Below are 22,271 nucleotides of genomic sequence, written 5' to 3' on the forward strand. Positions count from 1 at the left end.
CATGTCGTGATCGTTTTGAAAAACCTCACCAAAGTGTTCCGCGCGGCAGGTCAGAAAAAGGTCGTCGCCCGCCAGATCAATGCCGTGTTTCCGACCGGTGTATCGGTCGGCCTGCTGGGCCGGAACGGCGCGGGCAAATCCACTTTGTTGCGGATGATCGCGGGGCTGTCCTCGCCGAATTCCGGCGAGGTGCTGACCGACGGGCGGATTTCCTACCCCGTGGGGCTGGCCAGCTCCATGCATCAGGATATGACCGGTGCGCAGAATGCCCTGTTCGTGGCACGGGTCTACGGGGCCGATACCGACGAGATGGTGAATTTTGTCGAGGAATTTGCCGAGCTCGGGCCGCATTTCCATATGCCGGTGCGGACCTATTCTTCGGGGATGCGCGGGCGGCTGAGTTTCGGGATCAATATGGCGCTGGATTTTGACACCTATCTCGTGGACGAGGTGACCGCTGCGGGCGATGCCAGCTTCCGCGACAAGAGTAACGCGATGTTTCTGGATCGGGTGCGCTCCCGTTCGGCCATCTATGTCTCGCATTCGGATGCGCAGATCCGCCGGATCTGCACGGCGGGGGCCGTGTTGGAAAAAGGCACCCTGACCTATTATCCGGATGTCGACGAGGCCATCGCCCATCACAATCGGAATATGAAACAGAAATGACCCAGAACCCGATTGACCAGCTCAGCCCCGAAGAACTTGGCCGCTTGCGCTCTGTCAAAAGCACGCCACCGCTCAGCACGTTCCGCACGATTTTTGCCCTGATCCTGCGCGAGATGAGCGCGACCTATGGCCGCTCGCCCGGTGGTTATCTCTGGGCGATCCTCGAACCGGTTCTGGGGATTGCGGTCTTGGTGGCGATCTTCTCTATCGGCTTCCGCTCGCCGCCTCTGGGGAAGAATTTCGCCCTGTTCTATGCCACGGGTATGATGCCGCTTTGGATGTTTACCACCACCTCCACGAAAGTGTCGCAGGCCATCAACTTCTCGCGGCAGCTGCTCAGCTACCCGCGTGTGACCTTCCTTGATGCGGTGCTGGCGCGTTTCATCCTCAATGTTGCCACGCAGGCGCTGAATTCGACCATCATTCTTTCGGTCATCCTGATGGTTTATGACACCCGCACGACGTTCATCCTGCCGCGCGTTCTGTCTGCCTATCTGATGGCGTCCTGTCTGGGGCTCGGGGTGGGGATGCTGCTATGTACGCTGATCTCCCGCCATCCGCTCTGGCAGATGGTCTGGAGTGTGATCACCCGCCCGCTGATGCTGATCTCGGGGGTCATCTTGCTGCACGAGACCTTGCCGCGCCCCTATAGCACATGGCTCAACTGGAACCCGCTGGTCCATGTCACGGGCGAGATGCGCACGGCGTTCTACTATTCCTATCACGCCGAATATCTCAATCCCGGCTATGTCTATCTGGTCGCTCTGATCTGCGGCACATTGGGTCTGTTTTTCCTGCGCCGTTATTACCGCGACATGATGGAGAAATAGGGGCGGCTCCGGCGCAGACCCGCGGGAAGCTTGCCGGTGCCAGTCTGAGGGGTGCCAGTCTGAGGGGGCGCCGGTCAGAGGGGGCGCTGGCTGGGACGCCCTGTCTCGGTGCTGTAATAGGCGGTATAGTAGAACTCTTTGGTGCTGCGCGGATCGATACGGTTCAGGATCAGCCCCCCGAGTTTACGCCCCGAGCTGTGCAGCGCGGCCAGGCCGTCGCGCACCTGAACCCGCGTGGTGATATTCCAGTTGACCAGAAACAGCGCCCGGTCGCAGCCCTGCAAGATGATCCGCGTGTCGGGCACGCAAAGCACGGGCGGGGTGTCGATGATGACATAGTCATAGCTGTCGCGCGCCTCGGCCAGAAGCCGCGAAAACGCTTCTGATGCGAAGATATCGGCGGGGTTGCCGTGGGTTTTCGTCCCAAACAGCACATCCATCCCGCTACGCGGATCGGTATGCACCGCCTCCGCCAGCGACAGGCTTCCGGTGAGTGCGCCGATCATGTCCTGCGCGGCTGCAACCCCGAGATACTCCTTGAAGACCCGCCGCCGCAGATCGCCCTCGATCACCAGCACGCGCTTGCCCAGACTGGCCATCTGACGGGCAAGCCCCAGCGAGACGGTGGTCTTGCCCTCCTGCGGATTGGCCGAGGTGATGGCGATCACCTTCTGGCCCAGCAACAACTGTTCAAGCACGATATTCGTGCGCAGCCCGCGCAGGGCCTCGGCGGCGGGCGAGTCCGGATAGTCATGCAGGAAATCGATGCTCGAGCGTCCCTTGCCGCCCGGCAGGCGGGGAAGCTGGCCGATCACTTTCTGGCCGGTGAACTCTTCCAGCTCGTGGGCCGAACGGATGGTCTGCCGGAATGTCTGCCGCAACAGCAAGATCATCAACCCCAAGGCCGCCCCCAGCATCGCGCTGAGCGACAGCACCAGAGGTGGTCGCGGCAGATAGGGCGCGCCCGGTTCGACTGCTGCCGAAAGGACGCGGCTATCGGCCATCTGGCGGCCTTCGCGGGCGATCGTATCCTTGAGGCGGGTCAGGAAATGGCCATAGACCAGCAGATCGGTTTCGCTTTGCTGTTCCAGCAACTTCTGGCGGGTGGCCGTTTCCGTCTCGCTGCGCAGACCGGTGTCGATCTCGCCATATTGGCGTTCGAGATTGCGCAGCGTGGCCGCGTCGATCGCCACTTGCGCCTCGCGGGTGGCACGCGCGTCGGGCGCAGCCGTGGCGGGCAGAGCCTTCAGACGGCGCTGGCTTTCGGACAGGGCCAGCCGCGCGGTCGCCAGATCGTCTTCCAGCTTCTGCAGGCGGCGGGTCTGCACCACAGTGCGCGCGGTCTCTGTTGCTGCCGAACCGCTCAGTCGCGACAGTTCGGCATTGGAGGTCTCGATCTGGTGCTGGAGATCGGTCAGCCGCTGCCCCAGCCAACGGATCGCATTATCGCTTTCGTGCCGTTTCAGCGCGATCTGCTGGCTGATATAGTTCTGTGCGAGCCGGTCGGCGATCAGGGCCGATTTCTGCGGGGTCTCGGTGACCGCGCTCAGTTCGAACACGAGGCTCGGTGCAAGATTGCGGATGGTGACATTTTCGCTGAGCATCGAAATTGCCGCCTCGCGCTGTTGGTCGGGCGTCGGGCGTGTGCTGGCCTGTCCGGGCAACAGGGCCCTGAGCCGCGCGCCAAATCCGGGGGCCCGCAGACTGGCGTTGAATTCCGGATCCGCGGTCAGTGCAAGATCATCGACGACCGTGCCCAGCAAGGCCCGACCGCGCAGAATTTCGACTTCGGTGCGGCGGATCGTGTCATCGATCGGTCGGGCGCGGTCGGGCACGCGGTCCGGATCGGTCAGGCTTTCATCTTGCGGCTCCAGCAGGACAGAGGTGGTGGCGCGGTAGAGTGGCGTGGCGAATTCTGACAGCCAGAGCTGTCCCAGACCCAGTGCCAGTACCGTCGTGCTGGCAATCAGCCACCGTCCCGACCAGAGTGTTTTCAGCGTCGTGGCAACCTGACCATCGGTCACGGCGATCTGGTCCGGCGCGCCTGACAGGCTCAGATGTGGCTGGCTTGTGCGAAAGCCCGATTGAATGCTCATGATATGCCCCCTCTGACGGCATCTTGTGGCAGCAAAAGAGGACAGGCAGAAAACGTCTGTAAAGTCTGTACCATTTACGAACCGGAAGCGATGCGCGAACGCGGTGAAAGAGATCTATTTTTTCGAGCATTCGCCGATCTCGGTTAATTCGCGTTTAACGCCATTAAGGTAAATCGATTGCATTCGAATTATCTGTGCCGAGTGTCATGTCCCGATCCTTCCTCTATATTCACGTCCCAAAATGCGGTGGTACCAGCTTCGGTGCGGCTTTGCGGCTGGCCTTCTGGCCGTCTCAGGGAACAATCGACATTGATCGCACCAAACGGATCGCGCAGGCGCTAGAGCCGCAGGCGCGCGACACGGCCCTGATCTTGGCGGATTATGCCGTGCGGCGGGTCGAGCTGGCCCAGATGCTGGAGCGCAACCTGCGCTGTATTTCGGCCCATGTGCAGTTCAACGCGGATCTGGTGGCGCAGCTTGCGCCAGAGCGGGCCTGCGTCAGCCTGCTGCGCGAGCCCGTCGCACGGTTCCTGTCGCATTACGCCTATGTCCAGCGCCGCCACCCCGATCCGGCGCGGGCCGATCTGCTGGAGGCCTTTCTCGAAACCGAGCCTGCGCAGCGTTTCGGCTCGCAATATCTGTATTATTTCGCCGGCACCTATCAGCATCACAGTGCTGTTCCTGCCGCAGATGTCGCGCGGGCCTGTCAGGCGCTCGAGGGTTTCGCACTGGTCGGGTTTCTTGACGAGGGGGCCGCGTTCCGTGCCGCATTGCGACGGCTGGCCGGTCGCCCTCTCCTGCCTTTGTCGCGCAACAAGCGCCCCGATCCGGCGCCGCAATGCCCGCCCCATCTGCGGGCGCGGATCGAGGATATCTGCGCGCCCGATCTTGCGATCTACCGCCATATCCGTGCCGCCGCGCAGGGCGGGGTCTATCGCGGCGGGGCCTGAGCCATGTCCAAGGCGCTCTGGTCTGTGGTGCTGCAACTGTCGCGACTGGGCGGCAATGTGATCTTTTTCCTTGCTATGGCGCGGTTGCTGCCGGTTGCGGATCTGGGGGCATTCGCAACGGCGCTTGCGGTGTTCCGGTGGTCGCAGGTGCTGCATAAGGGCGGCATTGCCGATGCGGTGGTGTTGACCGCGCCTGCCGATGCCGCGCGGCTGGCGGCCTTGTTCTGGCTGGCGCAGGCGCTGACGGTCGGCATTGCGGTGCTGGCTTTGGGGCTGATCGGTCTGGCATATCTGGGGGTGGGGGCGTTGCAGGATATGCAGGCCCAGATCGCCACCCTGTTGCTGGTGCCACTGTTTCAGGGGGCGAGTGCGGTGCAGGAGGCGCAGCTACGTCAGGCGCTGCGGCTGCGGGCACTGGCGCTGCGCACCGCCGCCGTGCAGCTTCTTTCGGGGGCGGGCGGGTTTGCGCTTTATGCGATGGGCGGCGGGGTCTGGTCGCTGGTCGGGTTTGCGGTGATCAACGCTGTTGCCTCGGCGCTTCTGTCATGGCGGATGGCGCGGTGGTGGCCCTCTGACGGGCCGCGTCTGGCACAGATGCGCGCCCTTGCTCCCGAGGTGATGGCGATTGCCGGACGCGGGCTTGTGGCGGGGGCGGCCCTGCCCTTGATCCAGTTCCTGCTGGGGCTGGTTTATGGCGGTGCGATTGCGGGCGGGTTCCAGATTGCACAGCGGATCTTCCAGCTTGTGGATGCGCTGACATTGGCGCCGCTGCGCTTTCTGGTGCTGCCCGTGATGATGCGGGCCAAGGACCGGAGCGGGGGTCTGGTTGTGCGGGTTCTGCGGCTGGCGGCCCTTGTGTCGGCACCGGCCTATATGGCGGTGGCAGTCTGGGCGCTGCCGGTGCTGAACGCGCTATTGGGGGCATCTGCGGCAGGGCTTGCCGCGCCAATGGTGCAGGCGCTTGCAGCGCTCGGGCCGGTGGCGACGACGGTTCTCGGGGTCGATCAGGCTTTGGTGGTGCGTAAGGGGGCGGGGCGGGCCTTCCTGCGTGCGGGGCTGGGATTGGGCCTGAGCGCCGGATGTGTTGTCCTGATGGTGCCGGTGTCCGCGCAGGCGATGATCCTTGGCCATGTGCTGGCCTCCTATCTTGCCTTGGGGCTGCTTTTGCCGCGCATGTTGCGGCTGATCGGGCTGGAGGTTCGGGCCTTGCTCTGGGCTGTCGGGCTGCCCTATCTGCTCTGTGCGGGACTGGCGGCCTGTTTGGCCCTGCCTTTCGGGGCGGTCGCATTTGGCGGCGGCTGCGGGGGGGTGGCCTTGTGCTGGTGGCGCATGGTGCGGCAGGTCGGGCGGGCCTAGCCCCACCGCGCCTGCCGCGTGTCAGCTTAGGCGTTTGGCCAGCAATTCGGCCAGTTGCTTGGCCGAGCGGTCCCAACTGAAGCGGCGGGCGCGGTCATATCCGGCAATCACCTGCGCGTCACGGGCTTCGGTCGGCAGCGCCAGAAACTGCGCGATGGCGCGGGCGATATCCTCCACGTCCTGTGGCTCGAAATAGATCGGGGCCTGTGCCAGAACCTCGGGCATGGCGGTGCTGTTGGATGACAGGACAGGGGTGCCGAAGCGCATCGCCTCAAGCGGCGGGATCCCGAACCCTTCGCGCAGCGGGGGCCAGAGAAAGGCGCGGGCATTGGCATAGAGCACGGCCAGCGTGTCATCATGGACCCGCCCGAGAAAGCGGACCTGCCCAGAGTGTGCCAGTTCGGGCGGAAGACCGGCCTTGGCAAGCCCCGAGGCTTCTGCCCCCGCAATCACCAGAGGCAGCGGATAGCCCAGTTTCGCCATTGCCTGTGCCAGACGTACCAGATTTTTATTGGGCGACAGATTGCCCACTGCCAGAAAGAATCCGTTTTTCGACAGCCCCAGAGCGGACATCACAGCGGCACAATCCCGCGGCGGCACCAGATGGTCGGCACCGTTGGGAATGACCCGAAACCGCAGTTCCGGCTGGTCGAGCACCTGCGCCAGTTCCTGTGCGGAAAACTGGCTGACCGTTGCCAGATCACGCGCGCGGCGGGCCAGAACCGGACGCAGGGTCTTGTGAAAACCGCGATAGCGGCGCGAGAAGGCGTCGGGGACGTGCCAGATATTGGCGTCATGGATCACCAGAAGCTGGTCGCGATGCAGCGCCGGACCGGACCCCGTCAGATTGAGCAGATACCCCCCCCTTGCCGCGCGGGCCAAGGCGGTCTGTTCCCAGATATGGCCACCGCCCGGCCATCGGCAGGGCAGTGGCTCTAACGTGATATGCCGCCATGCGGGGGTAACCTGCAGCCCTGCATCCGCGGGATAATAGGCCGTGACCGGCCCGAGGCGCTGCGCCAGCGAGGGATGCTCCAGCAGCCGGTCGAAGGCTGTCATCAGCATATGGGCATAGCGCTGGACGCCCGATTGGGCCTGGGTCAGGAACCGTGCATTCAGCACCAGACGGCGCGGCGCGGGGGTCACAGCGGGGCCTCCTTCGGGACGCGATGATAGGCATAGCCCGCTTGGCGGGCGCGACGATGGCGCCATGCCTGCTGGCTCAGTCGGGTGCTTTCGCGGCCCAAGCGGTCCAGCTCCCATTTCGACAGATCCGTGTCGCGCGCGCCCTGTGCCAGCTGCGCCAGCCTGGGGCGGCTCTGGAGCAGGGCGTCGATGGTGCCCATCATGCTGGGCAGGTCGTCGGGCGGGCAGATCAGGCCGTTCTCCCCGTCGCGCAGCACCTCGCGCAGCGCAGGCAGGTCGCAGGCCACAACCGGACAACCTCCGGCCAGCGACTGGACGATCACGCGCGGCAGCCCCTCATTGGTGGAACACAGGACCGAAAGATCGGCCCGCGCAATCAGCGCCTCGGGATCGGTCCGGTGACCCAGCATATGCACATGCGCCGCAAGGCCCATATGCCGGATCAGCGTGGCAATCCTGTCCTGCTCGGGGCCTTTTCCGGCAAGATAGACCCGTAGATCGGGATGGCGGGCCAGAAGCGGCGGCAGGGCGCGCAGGAATTCGGCATGGCGTTTGCGGGGCTCGAACGCGGCCAGCATCAGCAGGACCGGCCCCTGTATGGCAAGGTCGGCGGCCGGTAGGGCCGTGCGGAAGCGGCGCAGATCCATGCCCGAATGGACAGTGGCGACCTCTTGCGTGATCCCCGCGCGCAGATAGGCCTGCCCTGTCGCCTCGGAGACGGCGATATAGCTGTCGCTGAACAGCGCCGCCAGATGCTCCAAACCGATAAACAGGGCCCGCTTGACCGGCGAGGGGGTCTCGAAGGACACGATATGCAGCCCGCGCAGCACGGCCATGCGCGGACAGGCCGGAGCGGCCAGCGCGCCCAGAACGCCTGCCTTGCTTTGATGGGTGTGCAGGACATCCGCATCAAGGGCCCGAAACAGGGTGCGCAAGGCCAGAACCGCCCGCAGATCGGCCAGCGGAGCAACGGGGTGGCGCATATCGGGCAGGGTGTGGAAGCTGAGCAGATGGCCGTAATCCTCGGCCCAGCTTGGATCGGGGTCGGGCCCGTGGACGATATGCACCTCATGGCCATGCAGGGCCTGCCAGACGGCTGTGGCAATGGTGTTCTCTTCCGAGCCGGCATGAAGCAAGCGGGTGAGAATATGGATGATTTTCACGGGCTTCTCCTTCTGGCCAGAGGGTAGGTGGGGCGCAGGGCGGGCAAGCTGCGCAGGGGGGCGGAGGCCCCGATAAAGCCGGTCAGGCACAGGATGACGACGAAGTTGATATTGGTGAAATACTGGACATGTGTGGACAGCATGAAACCGGCCGCCATATGGGCGTAAAGCCCTGCGGCGGTCAGGCTGAAATGGCCGCGATGGAAGGTGACAGCGGTTGCGATGGCGAAAAACGCCAGCAAAACCAAGGCGCCTGCAACGCCGAAATCGACATAGGGGGTTGTCAGCATGGACCATTCACCGCCGCCACGCACCTCTTCCACACCTTCAAGGCGGGACGGGATCAGGCTCAGCACGCTGCCCTCGGTCTGGGTCAGGATCAACAGGAAGCGGAAGCTGAAGAAGCCCAGCGTATGGTCGAAATCGCGCGTGAAGGGCTGTAGGGTGTTGAGCAGATCATTCGAGGCGTAGAAGACCAGCTTCTGCAGCCCCAGTTCGACCGCGCCATGATCCGACAGCGTCGGATTGGTCACGGATTCGCGCAAGATCCAGATCAGCAGGAACAGCCCCGCCCCGAGCACCAGTTGCGGCAGGGCGACGATGCGCTGATGCACCATGCAGATCCCGAAATAGCTGGCCATCAGCAGATGTAGCAACAGGATCCGCTGGGACATGATGATGGGCAGCAGGGTCAGCGCGACGAGGTCGGTCAGAGCCACGCTCAGCAGAAGCCGCCGCGCATGGGGGGACAACGTGCCGAATTTGCGCCCTGCGGCCAGCAGCACACAGGCCATCGCGCCTGTTGCAGGCAAGGCGCCGTAAAGCAGGCGCATACCGCTGAACAGCTTGTTTTCCAGCATCTGGTCGCGCAAGGCCAGCGCATTGCTTTGGGCCTGTGCGACCAGCGCGCCCAGCCCGCCCATCTGTGCCGCGCTGACCGCAATCCATGCCAGCGTCACGCCGAGGCAGAAGCAGTTGACCCGAAAGACCCGCCGCGCCATGCGGTCGAGATCGGTATGGGGGCGGGCGTCGAAGCGGTCCGGTGCCCCCAGCAGGGTCAGCCCGCTCAGGGCCACGAAAAACATCAAGGCCACCCCTAGCCAGAGGATACCGGCCCAGCTGATCAGCTCGGGGCCCAGCTCTTCGCGGGCCAGAAAATACAGGGCCAGCCCGTAATGCTCGGGGTTGAGAAAGGGCAGGGCCCCGATGCCGATGGTCAGCGTCCAGGAGAAGGCCAGAAGCGCGATTGGCGATAAGATCCAGAGTTTTCTCGTCATGCGGGACGCCTGCTTTCAACCTGACAATGCACGCCCGGCAGCACCGAGAGCAGACGGTCCGTAAGACGGGACCAATCCTCGATATCGGGATCTCCCGGACCGCGCTCTAGGGTGGCGATACGGTCCAGGGCGTGACGGATGCTGGCCGCATCATTGGCCTCATAGCCCGCACCGCGCAGCGAGATCCCGCTGAAGACGCGATGCGGCCCGAGGATCGGCAGGCCGAAATAGCGGTAAAGCAGCATCCGGTTGCTGTGATGGGCCTGATATTCGATGCCCGGAAGGTCGCGATACAGCGCCAGCCCGATATCGGCATATCGGATATAGGAGACGCTTGTCTCATAGCTGACTTCGCCATGCAGCACCAGATTTGTGGGCAGATCATCCGGCTTGCGGGCGATGCGGCCCAGAATATGGAAGGTCCAGTCGGGGCGGGCTTCGGCCATCAGAGAGGCGCTGGCCAGATCGATCTGGGTGGTTCCGGCGCAAACGGCCTGACAGCCCCTCTGCCCTGTAAAAGGCGAGGCCATCGGTTGTTCCAGAACCGCGCGAGGCACGCCGATCGGGTCGATCCGCGTTTGCGCAAAGTCGTGGAACCGCGCGGCGATCTGCGGGCCTGCCATGCTGATCCGGTCGAAAAGCGGCGCCTTTTCCAGTTCGGCCTGAAGCACCGTTCGGGGCAGCCCCAAAGATTTGCAGTCATCGCTGGCGCGATAGACGAATTTCGCATGAGGCGCATGTTTTTTGGCGATATCGGCGAGCAGGATGGGCGGTCCGCTTTCTATGAGCACCAGATCCGCCTTTGCCAGAAGGGCGGGAAGCCGTTTGGCCCAATACCCTCGAAACAGCGCCATCGCAGGGGCCATAAGCGCGTCCAGCAGCGGCTGGCGCAGGCTGAACGGATGGATCGGCGCATAGCCGAAATACGCATCGAAAGAAGGGGAGAGGCGGCGATAGCCTTCGGGTACGCGCCCGTCGACCTGCATCAGCCGCCGGTCTTTGCGCCATCTGGACAGCCAGCTATACCCGACACTGACCATCGTCACATGGCCGCCGCGCTTTTGCACGTCTTCGCAGAACCACTGCATCGACGCTTTGCGTTTTTGCAGGGGAAGATGGCCGGTAATCAGCACGACCCTCAGCCCGCGGGCATGGATGTGGCGCGCTATCGGGGGGACAGGCTGTGTGGTCTGGGCGTTCATGAGGGTCTCCGCTACTGTCCGGTGCCCCGCAGAACGGTGGCTGCGGTCAGAAGGATCAGGCCGATATCCATAAAAAGGGACGACTTCTGCACATAGGCCGCATCCATTTCGACCCGTAGGGAATAGGGCAGGTCGGAACGGCCAAGGATCTGCCAGAATCCCGTGATCCCCGGACGCAGGCAGAGATAGGCGTCGCGACGGTGGTGATAGAGGGCCAGCTCGTCTTCGGTGACGGGGCGCGGGCCGACAAAGCTCATTTCGCCGCGCAGGACGTTCCATAGTTGCGGCAGCTCATCCAGCGAGGTCTTGCGCAGGAAGCGGCCCAGCCGCGTCACTCTGGGATCATCGCTGAGTTTGCGCGACAGCTGCCATTCGACAGCGGCATCGGCATTGGTCGCCAGATAGAGCGCCAGCCGACGTTCGGCATCGGGCACCATTGTGCGGATCTTCCAGCAACGGAAGACCTTCCCGTTGCGCCCGATGCGGCGATGGCCGTAAAACCCCGGCCCCCCGTCCAGTCGCGCCAGGCCCCAGAGCACGCCAATGACGGGGGCAAGCAGCGGCACGAAGGCCAGAGCCAGCAAGAGATCGAATAGCGGCTTGATCCGCCGGTGGTAGATCCGCCGCGTGGAAATCTGGGCCGAAGCCCTGTTCTGGAGCGATTTGGAAAGGGAAGCCGAATGTAGCATGTGAAGGCCTGAAACCAAGAACTCGTTACCTGCCGGACAACATGCTCCGGCCCGAGCAGATTTTGCCGAAACCTCTAAAGTTAGGGTAAATGCCGTTAAGTTACATCCTGAGCGTGCGTTTCGCGGGAGGCATTATCCTGTAGCGTTTCCCCAAGGGTAAGTATCTGTCTTTTGAGGCGTATCTCTGGGGGTGGAGTGCAACCTTCGGCGGTGGGCGCGGGTTAGGGAAAACTTAATGTACGAATCAAAAAGCACCCCCGAAGGGGTGCCTTGGCTGTTACGGGGCGGGAGGGGTTACAGGAAGGGGATCGCGATTCCGAAGAAATCGGCCAGCAATACGAAGTTGAGCACAAGCACCAGAGACGCCCCCAGAATGGACAGCAGGCGCGTTACCATTGAGGTCGCGAATTCGCCCATGATGTCGCGGCGCGAGACAAAGATGACCAAGGCGATCATCGGCACGGGAAGCGAGATCGACAGGACCACCTGCGACCAGATCAGCGCCTGAGTGGGGTTCACCCCCAAGGCCACCACGGCAAAGGCGGGCACCATCGTCACCAGCCTCCGCACCCAGACCGGCACGCGGAAATGCAAAAAGCCCTGCATGATCATCTGTCCGGCCATCGTTCCCACAACCGAGCTGGAGATCCCCGAGCAGATCAGCGAGGTCAGGAACATGGCCGCCGCCGCCGCGCCCAGAAGGGGCGTCAGGGTATGGTAGGCGGTTTCGATTTCGGCCACCTGCGAATGCCCTTCGTGGAAGGCGCTCGCGGCCATCATCACCATCGCCATATTGATCATGCCCGCCACGGCCAGTGCCAGCACTACCTCGATGTTGGAGAACCGCACAAGCCGTCGTTTATGTTTGATATCGGTGACTTGGGTGCGGTTCTGCGTCAGTCCGGAATGCAGGTAGATTGCATGGGGCATCACGGTTGCGCCGATGATCCCCACGGCAATCGCCAAGGCGGCGGAGTCGGGCATATCTGGCGTGACAAGGCCGCGTGCGGTTGCGCTCCAGTCGATCGGGGCAATCAGGACTTCGGCCAGATAGCACAGGCCGATAATGCCAACGAAAGCGCCGATGATCAGCTCCATCGGGCGGTAGCCGCGCCCCTCGAACAGCAAGATCCCGTAGGTAATGATCGCTGTGATAATCATCCCCGCAAAGAGCGGCAGATCGAACAGCAGCGCCAGACCGATGGCCCCGCCCAGAAATTCCGCCAGATCGGTGGCCATTGCCGCGATTTCGGAAACCACCCACATGATCCAGACCACGGGGCGGGGGAAATTGTCGCGCGAGAGTTCGGCAAGGTTCTTGCCCGTCACAATTCCCAGACGCGCCGAAAGCGCCTGAAACAGCATGGCGATCAGATTGGCCAGCAGCACGACCCATAACAGTTTATAGCCATAGCCCGCGCCCGCCTGGATATTGGTCGCGTAATTGCCGGGGTCCATATAGGCGACCGAGGCGATGACCGCCGGTCCGAGAAACATCAGACGGGCTTTCCATCCGATCGTCGGGCTTGCCAAGGCATCTTCGATGCTGCTGCGCGCCTTGTCTGTCAGGGAATTCATCAAGATTGCTTTCACTGGAACGCGGGGTCTCGACCCCGGATATTGCTCTTTGACAGAAATATAGCCTGTGCTAACTTTCTTGCAACCGGAAAACTAACATTCATCCACTGGCCCCACGCGGCCCCCCATGCTATGAGACGGGTCTGACATCCGCACCCGCCAGTCTTGTGGCCCTGTGACCGGAGGTCGGGAATGAAGGAGACGACCGTGCCGCAAGATCAAACGCCCCCCGAAGAGATGGCGGACCGTTTCGCACGGGCGCGCGAGGTGCAGGCCAAGGCGCTTTCGGAAGATTATGTCGAGCTGATCGGGGACCTGATTGCCGAGATGGGCGAGGCCCGCGTGGCCGATATCGCTGCACGGATGGGGGTGGCCCAGCCCACAGCGACCAAGGCGATCTCGCGCCTCAAACGCGAAGGTCTGGCCACGGCACGGCCCTATCGCGGGGTCTTCCTGACCGATGAGGGGGCCGCGCTGGCCGATCGTGTCAGGGCGCGCCACCGTATGGTGGTGGCGCTGCTGGTGGCGGTGGGGGTGCCGCAGGAAGTGGCCGAACTGGATGCCGAAGGGATCGAGCACCATGTGTCGGAAGACACCCTCCGCGCCTTCGAGGCGTTTTTGACCGCGCGCGGTTAAGTCAGCACGTTCATCGGTGCGCCAGCCAGAAATCCTTCGATCACCTGACAGAGTTGCTGTGCCAGTGCCGTTTGTGCCGCGTCGGAGGCCCATGCCACATGCGGGGTCACGATCACGCGCGGATCTTTGGCAAGCTGCATCAGCACATCTTCCGCCGGTGGGGGTTCCTGATCTGCAACATCGATACCCGCCCCTGCAATCTGTCCGGCCTCTAACGCATCGCGCAGCGCGGGCAGGTCGATCAGCCCGCCGCGTCCGGTATTCACGATAACGGGTTTGCGGGCCATCTTCCCGAAAGCCGTTGCCCCCAGCAGGCCGCGGGTGTCCTCTGTGAGCGGACAATGCAGCGAGATCACATCCGCGCGGGCCAGCATTTCGTCAAAGGGCAGGCGCCCGTCTTCTGCCGCCTGTGCCTGTGCCTCTAGCTGTCCGGGGCGGGCGGCAAAACAGACCTGCATCCCGAAGGCTTCGGCCAGCTTGGCCACCTTGCGGCCGATCTGCCCGCGCCCGACAATGCCCATTACCCCTCCTGCGAGATCCCGGATCGGGTGATCGAAAAAGCAGAACTGGCCGCTTTCCTGCCAGCGCCCTGCCTCGACATCGCGGGCATAGGGCAGAAGGTTGCGCCGCAGGGCCAGAAGCAGCGCCATCACATGCTCGGGCACCGTATTCACCGAATAGCCGCGGATATTGCACACGGTCACGCCGCGCGCCTTTGCCGCCGCCAGATCCACCCCGTCAAAGCCTGTTGCGGCAATCGCGACCAGCCGCAGCTGGGGGCAGGCCTGCAATATGGCGTCGGTGATCCTGACCTTGTTGGTGATTACCACTTCGGCCCCCTGCAACCGTGCGGCCACCTGATCGGGGCGGGTGCTGTCATATTGTACCCAGTCGATCCGGCCTGCAGGCTGCGGCACGGGGATATGCGGGGCAATGGTGGCGCGGTCCAGAAAGACGATGCGGGTCATGGCAAGCTCCTGTCAGGGGTGGGGGCGGTCAGGCGCAGGCGCTGCCCGCCCAGATCACGGAACGCGCGCTGGCGGCAGGTCAGGACAAGGATCTGCAGATCCCCCGCCTGCCGGTTCAGCGCATCGAACATTTTCTCGATCCGGTCGTCATCGGTATAGACCAGCGCATCGTCCAGAATGATCGGCGCGATACGGCCCGCATCCTGCAAGAGCCGCGCAAAAGCCAGCCGGACCATCAGCGCGATCTGTTCCTGCGTGCCGCCGGAGAGGATCTCGACAGGCTCGGCCTGTCCGTCGCGGATCAGGGCCTCGGGCAGAAGCTTTTCCGAGGTCCATTGCAGGTCGGCTTCGGGCCAGAGCAGGCCCAGCAGTGGGCGAAGCGCCGTGGCAATGGGGGTGAAATACTGCTCGCGCGCGGCATTGCGGGCATGGGTCAGCGCGTCCTCAAGCCGGATCAGAACGGCCACCTCATGGTCGAGCCGTGTCTGGGTGGCTCTGGCCGCCTCCAGCGCCTCCTGCGTGTCGCGCAGGGTTTCCTCGATGGCCTGCCCGTTGGCGGCCAGAATGCGTTCATCCAGCCGCGCCAGCTCTGTCTGCAGGGCGATGGTCTCGCTGCGGGCGGCGTCCATCACCGATTGCGCGCGGCTAAAGGCGGCTTCGGCGGCGGCCAGATCGGGGGCCTTGCGCGCCAGTTCCTCCAGCAATGCACGGCTGGCCTGCAAACGGTCACGCCCGCGCGCCAGGTCGGCGGCCAGATCGTCTTCCTCGCCCAGTTGTGCGATATCGTCACAGGCCATGCGGGCGCGGGTCAGCCGGTCTGTGGCGGCCTCCAGCGCCTGTTTGAGACCACCGGCCTCCAGCCGTGCCTCCAGCGCCCTATCCTGTGCCTGCGCGGCCAATGGTCCCAGCCGCGCGACCTCGGCCTGTGCGGCCTCCAGCGTGGTCTGCGTCTGGGCCGGAGGCGGCAGGTCCGGCATGTCCAGTGGCGCGGGGATCTGCGCATGATCGCGGCGCAGTGCCTCGATGCCCTTGGGGGCCAGAACGGCCAGTTCGGCCTGTGCGTCGCGTGCACGGGCTGCGGCCTCGCGGTGGCGTTGGGCCGAGGCCCGCGCCTGCGCCAGATCGGGCATCGCCACCCGCGCCAGAGCCTGTGCCAGCCGGTCTTCGGCCAGTGCCACGGCCCCGCTGTCATGCCGCGCTCCCGGATCGATATGCAGCACGCCCAGACCCGGCAGGGTGAGTTCGGTCTGGGCCCATAGCGCGGCAGGCACCGGCCCGAGCGCCACCCCGTCCAGCCGCACCTCCTGCGCGCCGCTGGCATGGAAGGCGATCTGCACAGCCCCCGCCTCGCGCAGCCTGCGCTCGGTGGCGACCGCGCGGGCCAGTGTCTCCAGCGTGTCAAGCTGTTCGGGCGTCAGGCACAGGCTGGCCTCGGCGCGCGCTTCCTCATGGTTCTTGCGGGCGGCTTCGGCCTGCGTGATGCGCAGCGCCAGCTCGGCCTTGCGGGCCGCCCCCTGTCGGGCCGCCTCGGCGAGGCTGGCACGACGATGCAGATCGGCCTGCTGCTGTTCGCTCTGGCGCGCGGTTTGCAGGGCCTCTTGCAGGGTTGCGGCATGGGCCAGCGCCGCGCCTTCGGCGGTCTGTGCCGCTGCAAGGCGCGGGGTCACCCCGTCAATGGCCGTTCGCGCGGCATTCAGTTCGGTTTTGGCCCGCTGGACCTGTTTCAGCCGCTCCCCGGCGCGTGACAGGGCCAGTTCGTCTGCCGCCACGACCTGTTCTGCATTGGTCATCTGTTCCGCATGACGCAGCGCCTTGGCGCGGGTCTCGCCCGCATGGGCCAGACGCGCCTGACGGGCCTGATGTTCTTCGGGATCTTCCAGATCGGCCAGCGATTTCCGGTGCCGCTTGCGGGTTTCCAGATCACGATGCAGCGCGTGGACACGGGCCTGCTGTTCGGTCTCGTCGCGCTCGAGCCCCGCGATCCGGTCGATCACCTCCTGCAGGGGGCCGTTCTTACGGGGCCTGCGATTGGGCGTTACATATTGCTCAAGTTCCGCTTTCACCCGTGCCAGCGCCATATCCATCCGGCGTCCGCCCGTCATCGCCTCGACCTCTTCGGTCACGCTCGACATCAGATCACGCCGCGCCTCCAGCGCCGCCTCGTTTTCGGCCTTCACCGGGCCTTCCAGCTCGGTCATGCCCTGCCGGACCCAGATCAGACCGGCGGGGCCGCCCTCGGAGGTGCCCAGAACCCGCGCGATCCAGTCCTCTGCGGCATCCGATTGCGCGATCACCCGCCCGTTCTGGCGCACCTCGGCCATAGGCTTGGCAAACCAGCGCTTGGCCAGCGTGAACCGGCCCTGTTCCGTCTCGATCTCGGCCTGCACTTCGGGGGCACCGCCAGAATAGGGCCGCAAGGACGAGACGGCCTTGTTCTTGGAGCTGTGGCGCTCGAAGAATAGTGCCCTGAGCGCGTCGAACAGGGTCGATTTGCCGTGCTCGTTGGGTTCTGAAAGGACGTTGAGGCCGTCGCCGATGCCGCACAGCTCGACCGGATCGGTAAAGCGGCGGACATTGTCCAGCCGGATGGCGCGCAGCTTCATGGGGTGTCCTCGCGCATATAGGCATAAAGCCGTGCCAGCGCATCGCCTGCCACCAGACGCGCGGCCTGATCCAGACGCTCGTCCCCGAATTCGGTGCGCAGCGTTTCGGCGGCATGGCGCAAGGCTCCGCCATGATCGATATCATCAAGATCTTCGGCGGCATATTGCACCGACAGGCCTGTATCCCGCAGTCGGAAATACGCGAAATCAGGGGCCTGCGCCTTGGCGGCTTCCTGCAGGGCGAACTGCCCGGGCAGGGTGGTCCAGCCGGTGGCGTTCAGCCGCATCAGGATATCGCGGCGTCCGGTGGCGGGCAGGACCTGCTGGAGTGCCTCGGCACTGTCTTGCAAAGGCGTCAGATCCAGCGCCAGATCCTGCCACAGGAACTGCCCTGTCTCGATCTCCTCGACCTGCGGCAGATCGCCCAAAGTCACGGAAAGGCACAGCCCGCGCCGGTTATGCTTGAAGCGGTCCTGTTCGGGGGTGCCGCTATAATGGGTGCGCGCGCTGACCGCCATCCGCCCGTGCCAGTCGCCAAGCGCCAGATAGTCCAGCCCTGCGCGTATGTCACGGTCGGGCGCGATGGTTCCGCCCCCTTCGGTGAAATCGGTGATCCCGCCATGCGCCAGCCCCACACGCCGCGCGCCTTCGGGCGTGACCATATCGGAGAGCCCTACGGACGGGTCATCGGCCTGCGCCCGCCAGCGGATCGGCGCGGGCAGCAGGAAGACCCCTGCGGTCATCTCTTGCGGGGTGCCTTCGGTCAGCGCGCGCAGATTGGCGGGGGCCTCGCGGGTCAGGCTTTCCCAAAGCGGTTCGGCCTCGCGCAGGTTGTCATGGTTGCCGGGCAAGAGCCACCACGTGATATCCTGCGCTTCCTGCATTGCCCCCACCGCCTGACGCAGCAGCGCCGCCGAAGGGGTGGGGGTGTCGAAGGTATCGCCGGCCAAAAGCACGTCCCTCGCACCTTGCGCGCGCGCGGCCTGCGCCAGATTGACCAGACTGTTATGGCGGGCTTCCATCAGCCGCCCCCGGAGATTCGTATCCTGTCCCTCGGGCAGATTGGCAAAGCGACGGCCGATATGAAGATCTGATGCGTGGATAAAACGGAATGTCATAGGCTCTGGTGGCAAAGAAGAAAAACGATCTGACTGCGGATGATCTGACAGATCATCGTGATCGAAGACAAGGGGGTCGGCGGATATTGTTCGCATACGGCGTGCAGATATCCCAGTAAAACAGGCGGAAATCGCGGGAATACGCTTGAATATCGGCCAAAGTTTCTATCTATCCCTGCGCATCCTTTACCAACCGTTCAAACCGTATGGACCCGAGTAAGATGAGCATATCAGACGATCTTTCCCCCTCGGGTGCCGCCGCAGGCCAAGGGGCCGCGATCCGTTTCGAGGCGGTCAGCAAATCTTACTCCAAGCCGGGTGGCGGGCGGTTCGATGCGCTGTCGGAGGTGTCTCTGGATGTGACGCCCGGGACGATCACCGGCATCATCGGGCGGTCAGGCGCGGGGAAATCGACGCTTCTGCGGATGGTCAACGGGCTTGAGGTGCCGAGCTCGGGGCGGGTGATCGTGGCGGGCCATGATGTGGGGGCGGCCCGCGGGGGCGCGCTGCGCGCGATCCGTCGCGATGTCGGCATGATCTTCCAGCATTTCAACCTTCTGGCCTCGCGCACGGTGCGCGACAATATCGCGCTGCCTCTCGAGGTGGCGGGGGTGCCCAAAGCGCAGATCAAGCCGCGCGTGGCCGAGTTGATCGAGCGCGTGGGTCTGGGCGTACAGGCCGACCGCTATCCGGCCGAGCTGTCGGGCGGGCAGAAGCAGCGCGTGGGGATCGCGCGGGCGCTGGCCACCAATCCGAAGGTTCTGCTGTCGGATGAGGCGACCTCGGCGCTGGACCCCGAGACCACCCAGACCGTTCTGCAGCTTCTGCGCGATATCAACCGCGATCTGGGGCTGACCGTTCTGCTGATCACCCATGAGATGGCCGTGGTGCGCGATATCGCCAGCCATGTGGCGGTAATCGATGGCGGCAGGATCGTCGAGGCGGGGGAGACCTATGATGTCTTCGTGCGGCCCCAGCATCCCACGACCCGCAGCTTCCTGTCGGGGGTGACCGGCGTGACGCTGCCCGATTTCGTGGCCTCCCGCCTGCACGAAACCGCGGGCAGTGAAGAGGTAATCCGCGTGACCTTTGCGGGCCAACATGCGACCGACCCGATGCTGGCGCTTCTGGGGCGCGATCTTGGGATCTCGGTCAATATCCTTGCCGGCGCGGTCGAGGAAATCAGCGGGCGGCCCTTCGGCAATCTTCTGGTCTCGCTGCCCGCCCAACGCGGGGCCGAGGCGCGGGCTTACCTGGAGCGCCACAATCTGACGACGGAGGTTCTGGGCTATGTCGGCTAACCTTATCCACCTGCTGATCGAGGCCACCGGCCAGACGCTTTATATGGTGGCGATCTCGGCGCTTCTGGGCACGGTGTTCGGGCTGCCCTTGGGGACCTTCCTTGCCTGCTCGCAAAAGGGCGAACTGCTTTCGGCGCCTTTGGTCAATAAGGTGCTGGGGCTGGTGGTGAATGCCACGCGCTCGGTGCCTTTCATCATTCTGGTGGTGGCGATCATCCCCTTCACCCGTTTCATCGCGGGCACCTCTATCGGCACCACGGCGGCTATTGTGCCGTTGACGATTGCGGCGGTGCCCTTCATCGCGCGGCTGATCGAAAACGCCATCCGCGAGGTCGATGGCGGGCTGATCGAAGCCGCGCGGTCGATGGGTGCCACGCCCATGCAGATCATCCGCAAGGTGCTGATCCCCGAGGCCGCCCCTTCCATCACGCTGGGGCTGACGCTCGCGGTGGTGTCACTGATCGGCTATTCGGCCATGGTGGGCGCGGTCGGCGGCGAGGGTCTGGGCGATCTGGGCATCCGCTACGGCTATCAGCGCTTCATGCCCGAGGTCATGCTGGCGGTGGTCGTCATTCTCATTGTGCTCGTGCAGCTGGTCCAGTCGATTGGCGAATGGATTGCCGCACGGGTGGATAAACGCGCGCCTAAAAGCCGCGGACAATAATCTCAGTTAAGGAGCATTCTCATGCTGCGTATTCTTACCCTCACCTCTGTGCTGGCGCTTTCGGCGGCGGCTGCTATGGCCGAAGAGATCAAGGTCGGTGTGTCGCCGGGCGAACATGCCGAGATCATGGAAGAGGTCAAAAAGGTCGCCGAGCCGCTGGGCCTTGATATCGATATCGTCGAATTCTCGGATTACGTCGTGCCGAACCAGGCGCTGGCCGATGGCGACATTCAGGCCAACTCTTTCCAGCACAAGCCCTATCTGGACAACCAGATCAAGGATCGCGGGTTCGATCTGGTGCCGGTGGCCGATACGATCACCACGCCGATGGGCATCTATTCCGACAAGATCAAGGATATGAAAGATCTGGCGGATGGCGCGAAAGTCGCGATCCCGAACGATCCGACCAATGGCGGCCGCGCGCTTCTGCTGTTGCAGGATCTGGGGCTGATCAAACTGGCCGATGGTACGGGTCTTGTGCCCTCGACGCTGGATGTGGTGGAAAACCCCAAGAAGCTCTCCTTCCTTGAACTGGACGCCGCCCAGCTGCCGCGCTCGCTGGCCGATACCGATATCGCGATCATCAACACCAATTACGCGATTGCCTCGGGTCTGAACCCCAAGACGGATTCCATTGCGATGGAAAAAGCCGATAGCCCCTATGTGAATATCATCGTGGTGCGTAAAGGCGATGAGGATCAGCCTTGGGTGAAAACGCTGGTTGAGGCCTATCATTCGGATGAGGTGAAGAAATTCATCCAAGACAGCTATCACGGTACGGTTCTGACCGCGTGGTAATCAAACAGGCCGGGGGAGACCCCGGCCTTTTTATGTGGCCTTTTTTATGGGGCATCCTGCCCGAACCCGCCCATATCCGAGATATGGTCAAAGCTCCCGCCGGTAAACACGACCGTGCGCGTGCCGGAATAGGATGCGGGAAGCGGCAACAGCCCGCGCCGTAGGAAGACCGTCACGCGATCCCCCCATCTTATGCCGAATGCCGAAACCGTCCATCAGCGAAAGAGCTTCGGGCGTCGTGAAAAGACCATGCGGTTTGGGGCCGCATGATCGGTCTGACTTAGTCCAGATCGGCGGCGCTATGGCGGTTCGGTACGCCGTTCTCGCCCATAGAATTGACACGGCAGCCGCGTTGAACCGCCGGGCGGGCGGCCATTTCTGCGGTCCAGCGCGCGAGATGCGTGTAGTCCTGCACCTGTAGGAAGGTCGCGGCGTCGCCATAGCGTTTGCCTTCGACCAACCCGCCATACCACGGGTAGATCGCCATATCCGCGATGGAATAGTCATCCCCCGCGATAAAGGGACGCTCGGCCAGCGTGCGGTCCAGCACATCCAGCTGGCGCTTGACCTCCATCGCATAGCGGTTGATCGGATATTCAAGCTTTTCTGGCGCATAGGCATAGAAATGCCCAAAGCCTCCGCCCAGGAACGGGGCCGAGCCCATCTGCCAGAACAGCCAGTTCATCACCTCGGTGCGGGCGGCGCCCGAAGCAGGCAGGAAGGCGCCGAATTTTTCGGCGAGGTACATCAGGATCGAACCGGATTCGAACACACGTACCGGCTCGGGGGTGCCATGATCGACCATCGCCGGAATTTTCGAATTGGGATTAATTTCAACAAAGCCCGAGCCGAACTGGTCGAGCTTCATGATTTCGATCAGCCATGCATCGTATTCTGCATCGTGACCTGCGGCCAGCAGCTCTTCAAGAAGAATGGTGACCTTCTGGCCGTTCGGGGTGCCCAGAGAGTAAAGCTGCAAAGCATGCTCACCTTTGGGGAGAGCCTTTTCGAATCGCGCCCCTGCCGTAGGTTGATTGATGGCGCCAAACCGTCCGCCGGTTTCTTCGGGGGCGGACCAGATTTTGGGTGGGATATAGTTTGATGTCACGATGCCTGTCCTGCAGCTGCGGTTTTCAACATGGGTCTCAAGCTAGGGGCTGAATTATAAAAGGAAAACCCCGCAGGCGGGGCAGCATAAGCGCAGAGACCACTCACTGGCTGCACAGACCG

At 63.6% G+C, this 22,271-nt stretch carries 20 protein-coding genes; 8 read left to right on the forward strand and 12 right to left on the reverse strand.

The features are described 5' to 3' along the window. Positions 1-6 precede the first annotated feature (6 nt). Together RPE78_RS15385 and RPE78_RS15390 are read left to right on the forward strand one after the other, a co-directional pair. Positions 7-666: an ABC transporter ATP-binding protein gene (locus RPE78_RS15385; protein ID WP_330646967.1), complete on the forward strand. Its 660-nt coding sequence runs from the start codon at positions 7-9 to the stop codon at positions 664-666. Next, a complete protein-coding gene (locus tag RPE78_RS15390) occupies positions 663-1,496 on the forward strand; it encodes an ABC transporter permease (RefSeq protein WP_330646968.1) in 834 nt (277 codons plus the stop codon). Before RPE78_RS15385 ends, RPE78_RS15390 begins: the two co-directional genes overlap by 4 nt. Positions 1,497-1,570: 74 nt before the next feature. Here RPE78_RS15390 and RPE78_RS15395 read toward each other — a convergent pair whose 3' ends face one another. Further along, complete coding sequence (locus tag RPE78_RS15395; protein WP_330646969.1) at positions 1,571-3,592, reverse strand: polysaccharide biosynthesis tyrosine autokinase; 2,022 nt, start codon at positions 3,590-3,592, stop codon at positions 1,571-1,573. Positions 3,593-3,798: 206 nt separating this feature from the next. Here RPE78_RS15395 and RPE78_RS15400 point away from each other — a divergent pair, with 206 nt between their 5' ends. Next, positions 3,799-4,542 (forward strand): sulfotransferase family 2 domain-containing protein, encoded by a 744-nt coding sequence (locus tag RPE78_RS15400; protein WP_330646970.1) that lies wholly within the window; start codon positions 3,799-3,801, stop codon positions 4,540-4,542. Positions 4,543-4,545: 3 nt separating this feature from the next. Next, positions 4,546-5,898, forward strand: a complete 1,353-nt coding sequence (locus RPE78_RS15405) for an oligosaccharide flippase family protein (protein ID WP_330646971.1) — start codon at positions 4,546-4,548, stop codon at positions 5,896-5,898. Between the two features lie 21 nt (positions 5,899-5,919). On the opposite strand, the gene RPE78_RS15410 is transcribed toward RPE78_RS15405, so the two are convergent. From RPE78_RS15410 to RPE78_RS15435, 6 genes are all read right to left on the reverse strand, one after another. Then, positions 5,920-7,044: a glycosyltransferase family 1 protein gene (locus tag RPE78_RS15410; RefSeq protein WP_330646972.1), complete on the reverse strand. Its 1,125-nt coding sequence runs from the start codon at positions 7,042-7,044 to the stop codon at positions 5,920-5,922. Then, positions 7,041-8,207: a glycosyltransferase gene (locus RPE78_RS15415; protein ID WP_330646973.1), complete on the reverse strand. Its 1,167-nt coding sequence runs from the start codon at positions 8,205-8,207 to the stop codon at positions 7,041-7,043. The genes RPE78_RS15410 and RPE78_RS15415 overlap by 4 nt, the downstream gene beginning before the upstream one ends. Next, positions 8,204-9,484 (reverse strand): O-antigen polymerase, encoded by a 1,281-nt coding sequence (locus RPE78_RS15420; protein ID WP_330646974.1) that lies wholly within the window; start codon positions 9,482-9,484, stop codon positions 8,204-8,206. Before RPE78_RS15420 ends, RPE78_RS15415 begins: the two co-directional genes overlap by 4 nt. Further along, entirely contained in the window at positions 9,481-10,686 is a 1,206-nt protein-coding gene (locus RPE78_RS15425) for a hypothetical protein (RefSeq protein ID WP_330646975.1), read from the reverse strand. The genes RPE78_RS15420 and RPE78_RS15425 overlap by 4 nt, the downstream gene beginning before the upstream one ends. Positions 10,687-10,697: 11 nt before the next feature. Continuing rightward, positions 10,698-11,375, reverse strand: a complete 678-nt coding sequence (locus tag RPE78_RS15430) for a sugar transferase (protein WP_330646976.1) — start codon at positions 11,373-11,375, stop codon at positions 10,698-10,700. Between the two features lie 294 nt (positions 11,376-11,669). Beyond that, on the reverse strand, positions 11,670-12,953 hold the full coding sequence (locus RPE78_RS15435; protein ID WP_330646977.1) for an Nramp family divalent metal transporter: 1,284 nt from the start codon (positions 12,951-12,953) through the stop codon (positions 11,670-11,672). Positions 12,954-13,145: 192 nt separating this feature from the next. Here RPE78_RS15435 and mntR point away from each other — a divergent pair, with 192 nt between their 5' ends. Then, the gene (mntR, locus tag RPE78_RS15440; RefSeq protein ID WP_330646978.1) at positions 13,146-13,589 is read left to right on the forward strand and encodes a manganese-binding transcriptional regulator MntR; all 444 of its coding nucleotides are present in this window, start codon (positions 13,146-13,148) and stop codon (positions 13,587-13,589) included. Here mntR and RPE78_RS15445 read toward each other — a convergent pair. The 3 genes from RPE78_RS15445 to RPE78_RS15455 are packed head-to-tail and all read right to left on the reverse strand — an operon-like array spanning position 13,586 to position 18,278. Then, positions 13,586-14,557 carry a D-2-hydroxyacid dehydrogenase gene (locus RPE78_RS15445; protein ID WP_330646979.1) on the reverse strand — a complete coding sequence of 324 codons (972 nt, stop codon included), beginning with the start codon at positions 14,555-14,557 and terminating at the stop codon, positions 13,586-13,588. The genes mntR and RPE78_RS15445 overlap by 4 nt on opposite strands. Beyond that, positions 14,554-17,160 (reverse strand): chromosome segregation protein SMC, encoded by a 2,607-nt coding sequence (locus RPE78_RS15450; protein ID WP_330646980.1) that lies wholly within the window; start codon positions 17,158-17,160, stop codon positions 14,554-14,556. Before RPE78_RS15450 ends, RPE78_RS15445 begins: the two co-directional genes overlap by 4 nt. After that, complete coding sequence (locus RPE78_RS15455; RefSeq protein WP_330646981.1) at positions 17,157-18,278, reverse strand: metallophosphoesterase; 1,122 nt, start codon at positions 18,276-18,278, stop codon at positions 17,157-17,159. The genes RPE78_RS15450 and RPE78_RS15455 overlap by 4 nt, the downstream gene beginning before the upstream one ends. Before the next feature lie 221 nt (positions 18,279-18,499). Here RPE78_RS15455 and RPE78_RS15460 point away from each other — a divergent pair, with 221 nt between their 5' ends. From RPE78_RS15460 to RPE78_RS15470, 3 genes are read left to right on the forward strand one after another with little or no spacing between them, the layout of a single operon-like run. Next, on the forward strand, positions 18,500-19,579 hold the full coding sequence (locus tag RPE78_RS15460) for a methionine ABC transporter ATP-binding protein (protein ID WP_330646982.1): 1,080 nt from the start codon (positions 18,500-18,502) through the stop codon (positions 19,577-19,579). After that, on the forward strand, positions 19,569-20,243 hold the full coding sequence (locus RPE78_RS15465) for a methionine ABC transporter permease (protein WP_330646983.1): 675 nt from the start codon (positions 19,569-19,571) through the stop codon (positions 20,241-20,243). The genes RPE78_RS15460 and RPE78_RS15465 overlap by 11 nt, the downstream gene beginning before the upstream one ends. 21 nt (positions 20,244-20,264) lie before the next feature. Continuing rightward, the gene (locus RPE78_RS15470) at positions 20,265-21,041 is read left to right on the forward strand and encodes a MetQ/NlpA family ABC transporter substrate-binding protein (RefSeq protein ID WP_330646985.1); all 777 of its coding nucleotides are present in this window, start codon (positions 20,265-20,267) and stop codon (positions 21,039-21,041) included. A gap of 44 nt (positions 21,042-21,085) precedes the next feature. Here the strand turns inward: RPE78_RS15470 and RPE78_RS15475 are convergent, their stop codons facing one another. Then, complete coding sequence (locus RPE78_RS15475; protein WP_406721690.1) at positions 21,086-21,217, reverse strand: hypothetical protein; 132 nt, start codon at positions 21,215-21,217, stop codon at positions 21,086-21,088. Positions 21,218-21,321: 104 nt separating this feature from the next. After that, on the reverse strand, positions 21,322-22,152 hold the full coding sequence (gene yghU / locus RPE78_RS15480) for a glutathione-dependent disulfide-bond oxidoreductase (protein ID WP_330647277.1): 831 nt from the start codon (positions 22,150-22,152) through the stop codon (positions 21,322-21,324). Between the last annotated feature and the right edge of the window lie 119 nt (positions 22,153-22,271).

The organism is Thioclava litoralis (assembly GCF_045278885.1).
Lineage (GTDB): Bacteria > Pseudomonadota > Alphaproteobacteria > Rhodobacterales > Rhodobacteraceae > Thioclava > Thioclava litoralis.

Bases quoted from the DNA above. Each gene is read 5' to 3' on its own strand.
- RPE78_RS15390 (WP_330646968.1), top strand. From the start codon at position 663: ATGACCCAGAACCCGATTGACCAGCTCAGCCCCGAAGAACTTGGCCGC.
- RPE78_RS15395 (WP_330646969.1), bottom strand. From the start codon at position 3,592: ATGAGCATTCAATCGGGCTTTCGCACAAGCCAGCCACATCTGAGCCTG.
- RPE78_RS15400 (WP_330646970.1), top strand. From the start codon at position 3,799: ATGTCCCGATCCTTCCTCTATATTCACGTCCCAAAATGCGGTGGTACC.
- RPE78_RS15405 (WP_330646971.1), top strand. From the start codon at position 4,546: ATGTCCAAGGCGCTCTGGTCTGTGGTGCTGCAACTGTCGCGACTGGGC.
- RPE78_RS15420 (WP_330646974.1), bottom strand. From the start codon at position 9,484: ATGACGAGAAAACTCTGGATCTTATCGCCAATCGCGCTTCTGGCCTTC.
- RPE78_RS15425 (WP_330646975.1), bottom strand. From the start codon at position 10,686: ATGAACGCCCAGACCACACAGCCTGTCCCCCCGATAGCGCGCCACATC.
- RPE78_RS15430 (WP_330646976.1), bottom strand. From the start codon at position 11,375: ATGCTACATTCGGCTTCCCTTTCCAAATCGCTCCAGAACAGGGCTTCG.
- RPE78_RS15435 (WP_330646977.1), bottom strand. From the start codon at position 12,953: ATGAATTCCCTGACAGACAAGGCGCGCAGCAGCATCGAAGATGCCTTG.
- mntR (WP_330646978.1), top strand. From the start codon at position 13,146: ATGAAGGAGACGACCGTGCCGCAAGATCAAACGCCCCCCGAAGAGATG.
- RPE78_RS15445 (WP_330646979.1), bottom strand. From the start codon at position 14,557: ATGACCCGCATCGTCTTTCTGGACCGCGCCACCATTGCCCCGCATATC.
- RPE78_RS15450 (WP_330646980.1), bottom strand. From the start codon at position 17,160: ATGAAGCTGCGCGCCATCCGGCTGGACAATGTCCGCCGCTTTACCGAT.
- RPE78_RS15455 (WP_330646981.1), bottom strand. From the start codon at position 18,278: ATGACATTCCGTTTTATCCACGCATCAGATCTTCATATCGGCCGTCGC.
- RPE78_RS15460 (WP_330646982.1), top strand. From the start codon at position 18,500: ATGAGCATATCAGACGATCTTTCCCCCTCGGGTGCCGCCGCAGGCCAA.
- RPE78_RS15465 (WP_330646983.1), top strand. From the start codon at position 19,569: ATGTCGGCTAACCTTATCCACCTGCTGATCGAGGCCACCGGCCAGACG.
- RPE78_RS15470 (WP_330646985.1), top strand. From the start codon at position 20,265: ATGCTGCGTATTCTTACCCTCACCTCTGTGCTGGCGCTTTCGGCGGCG.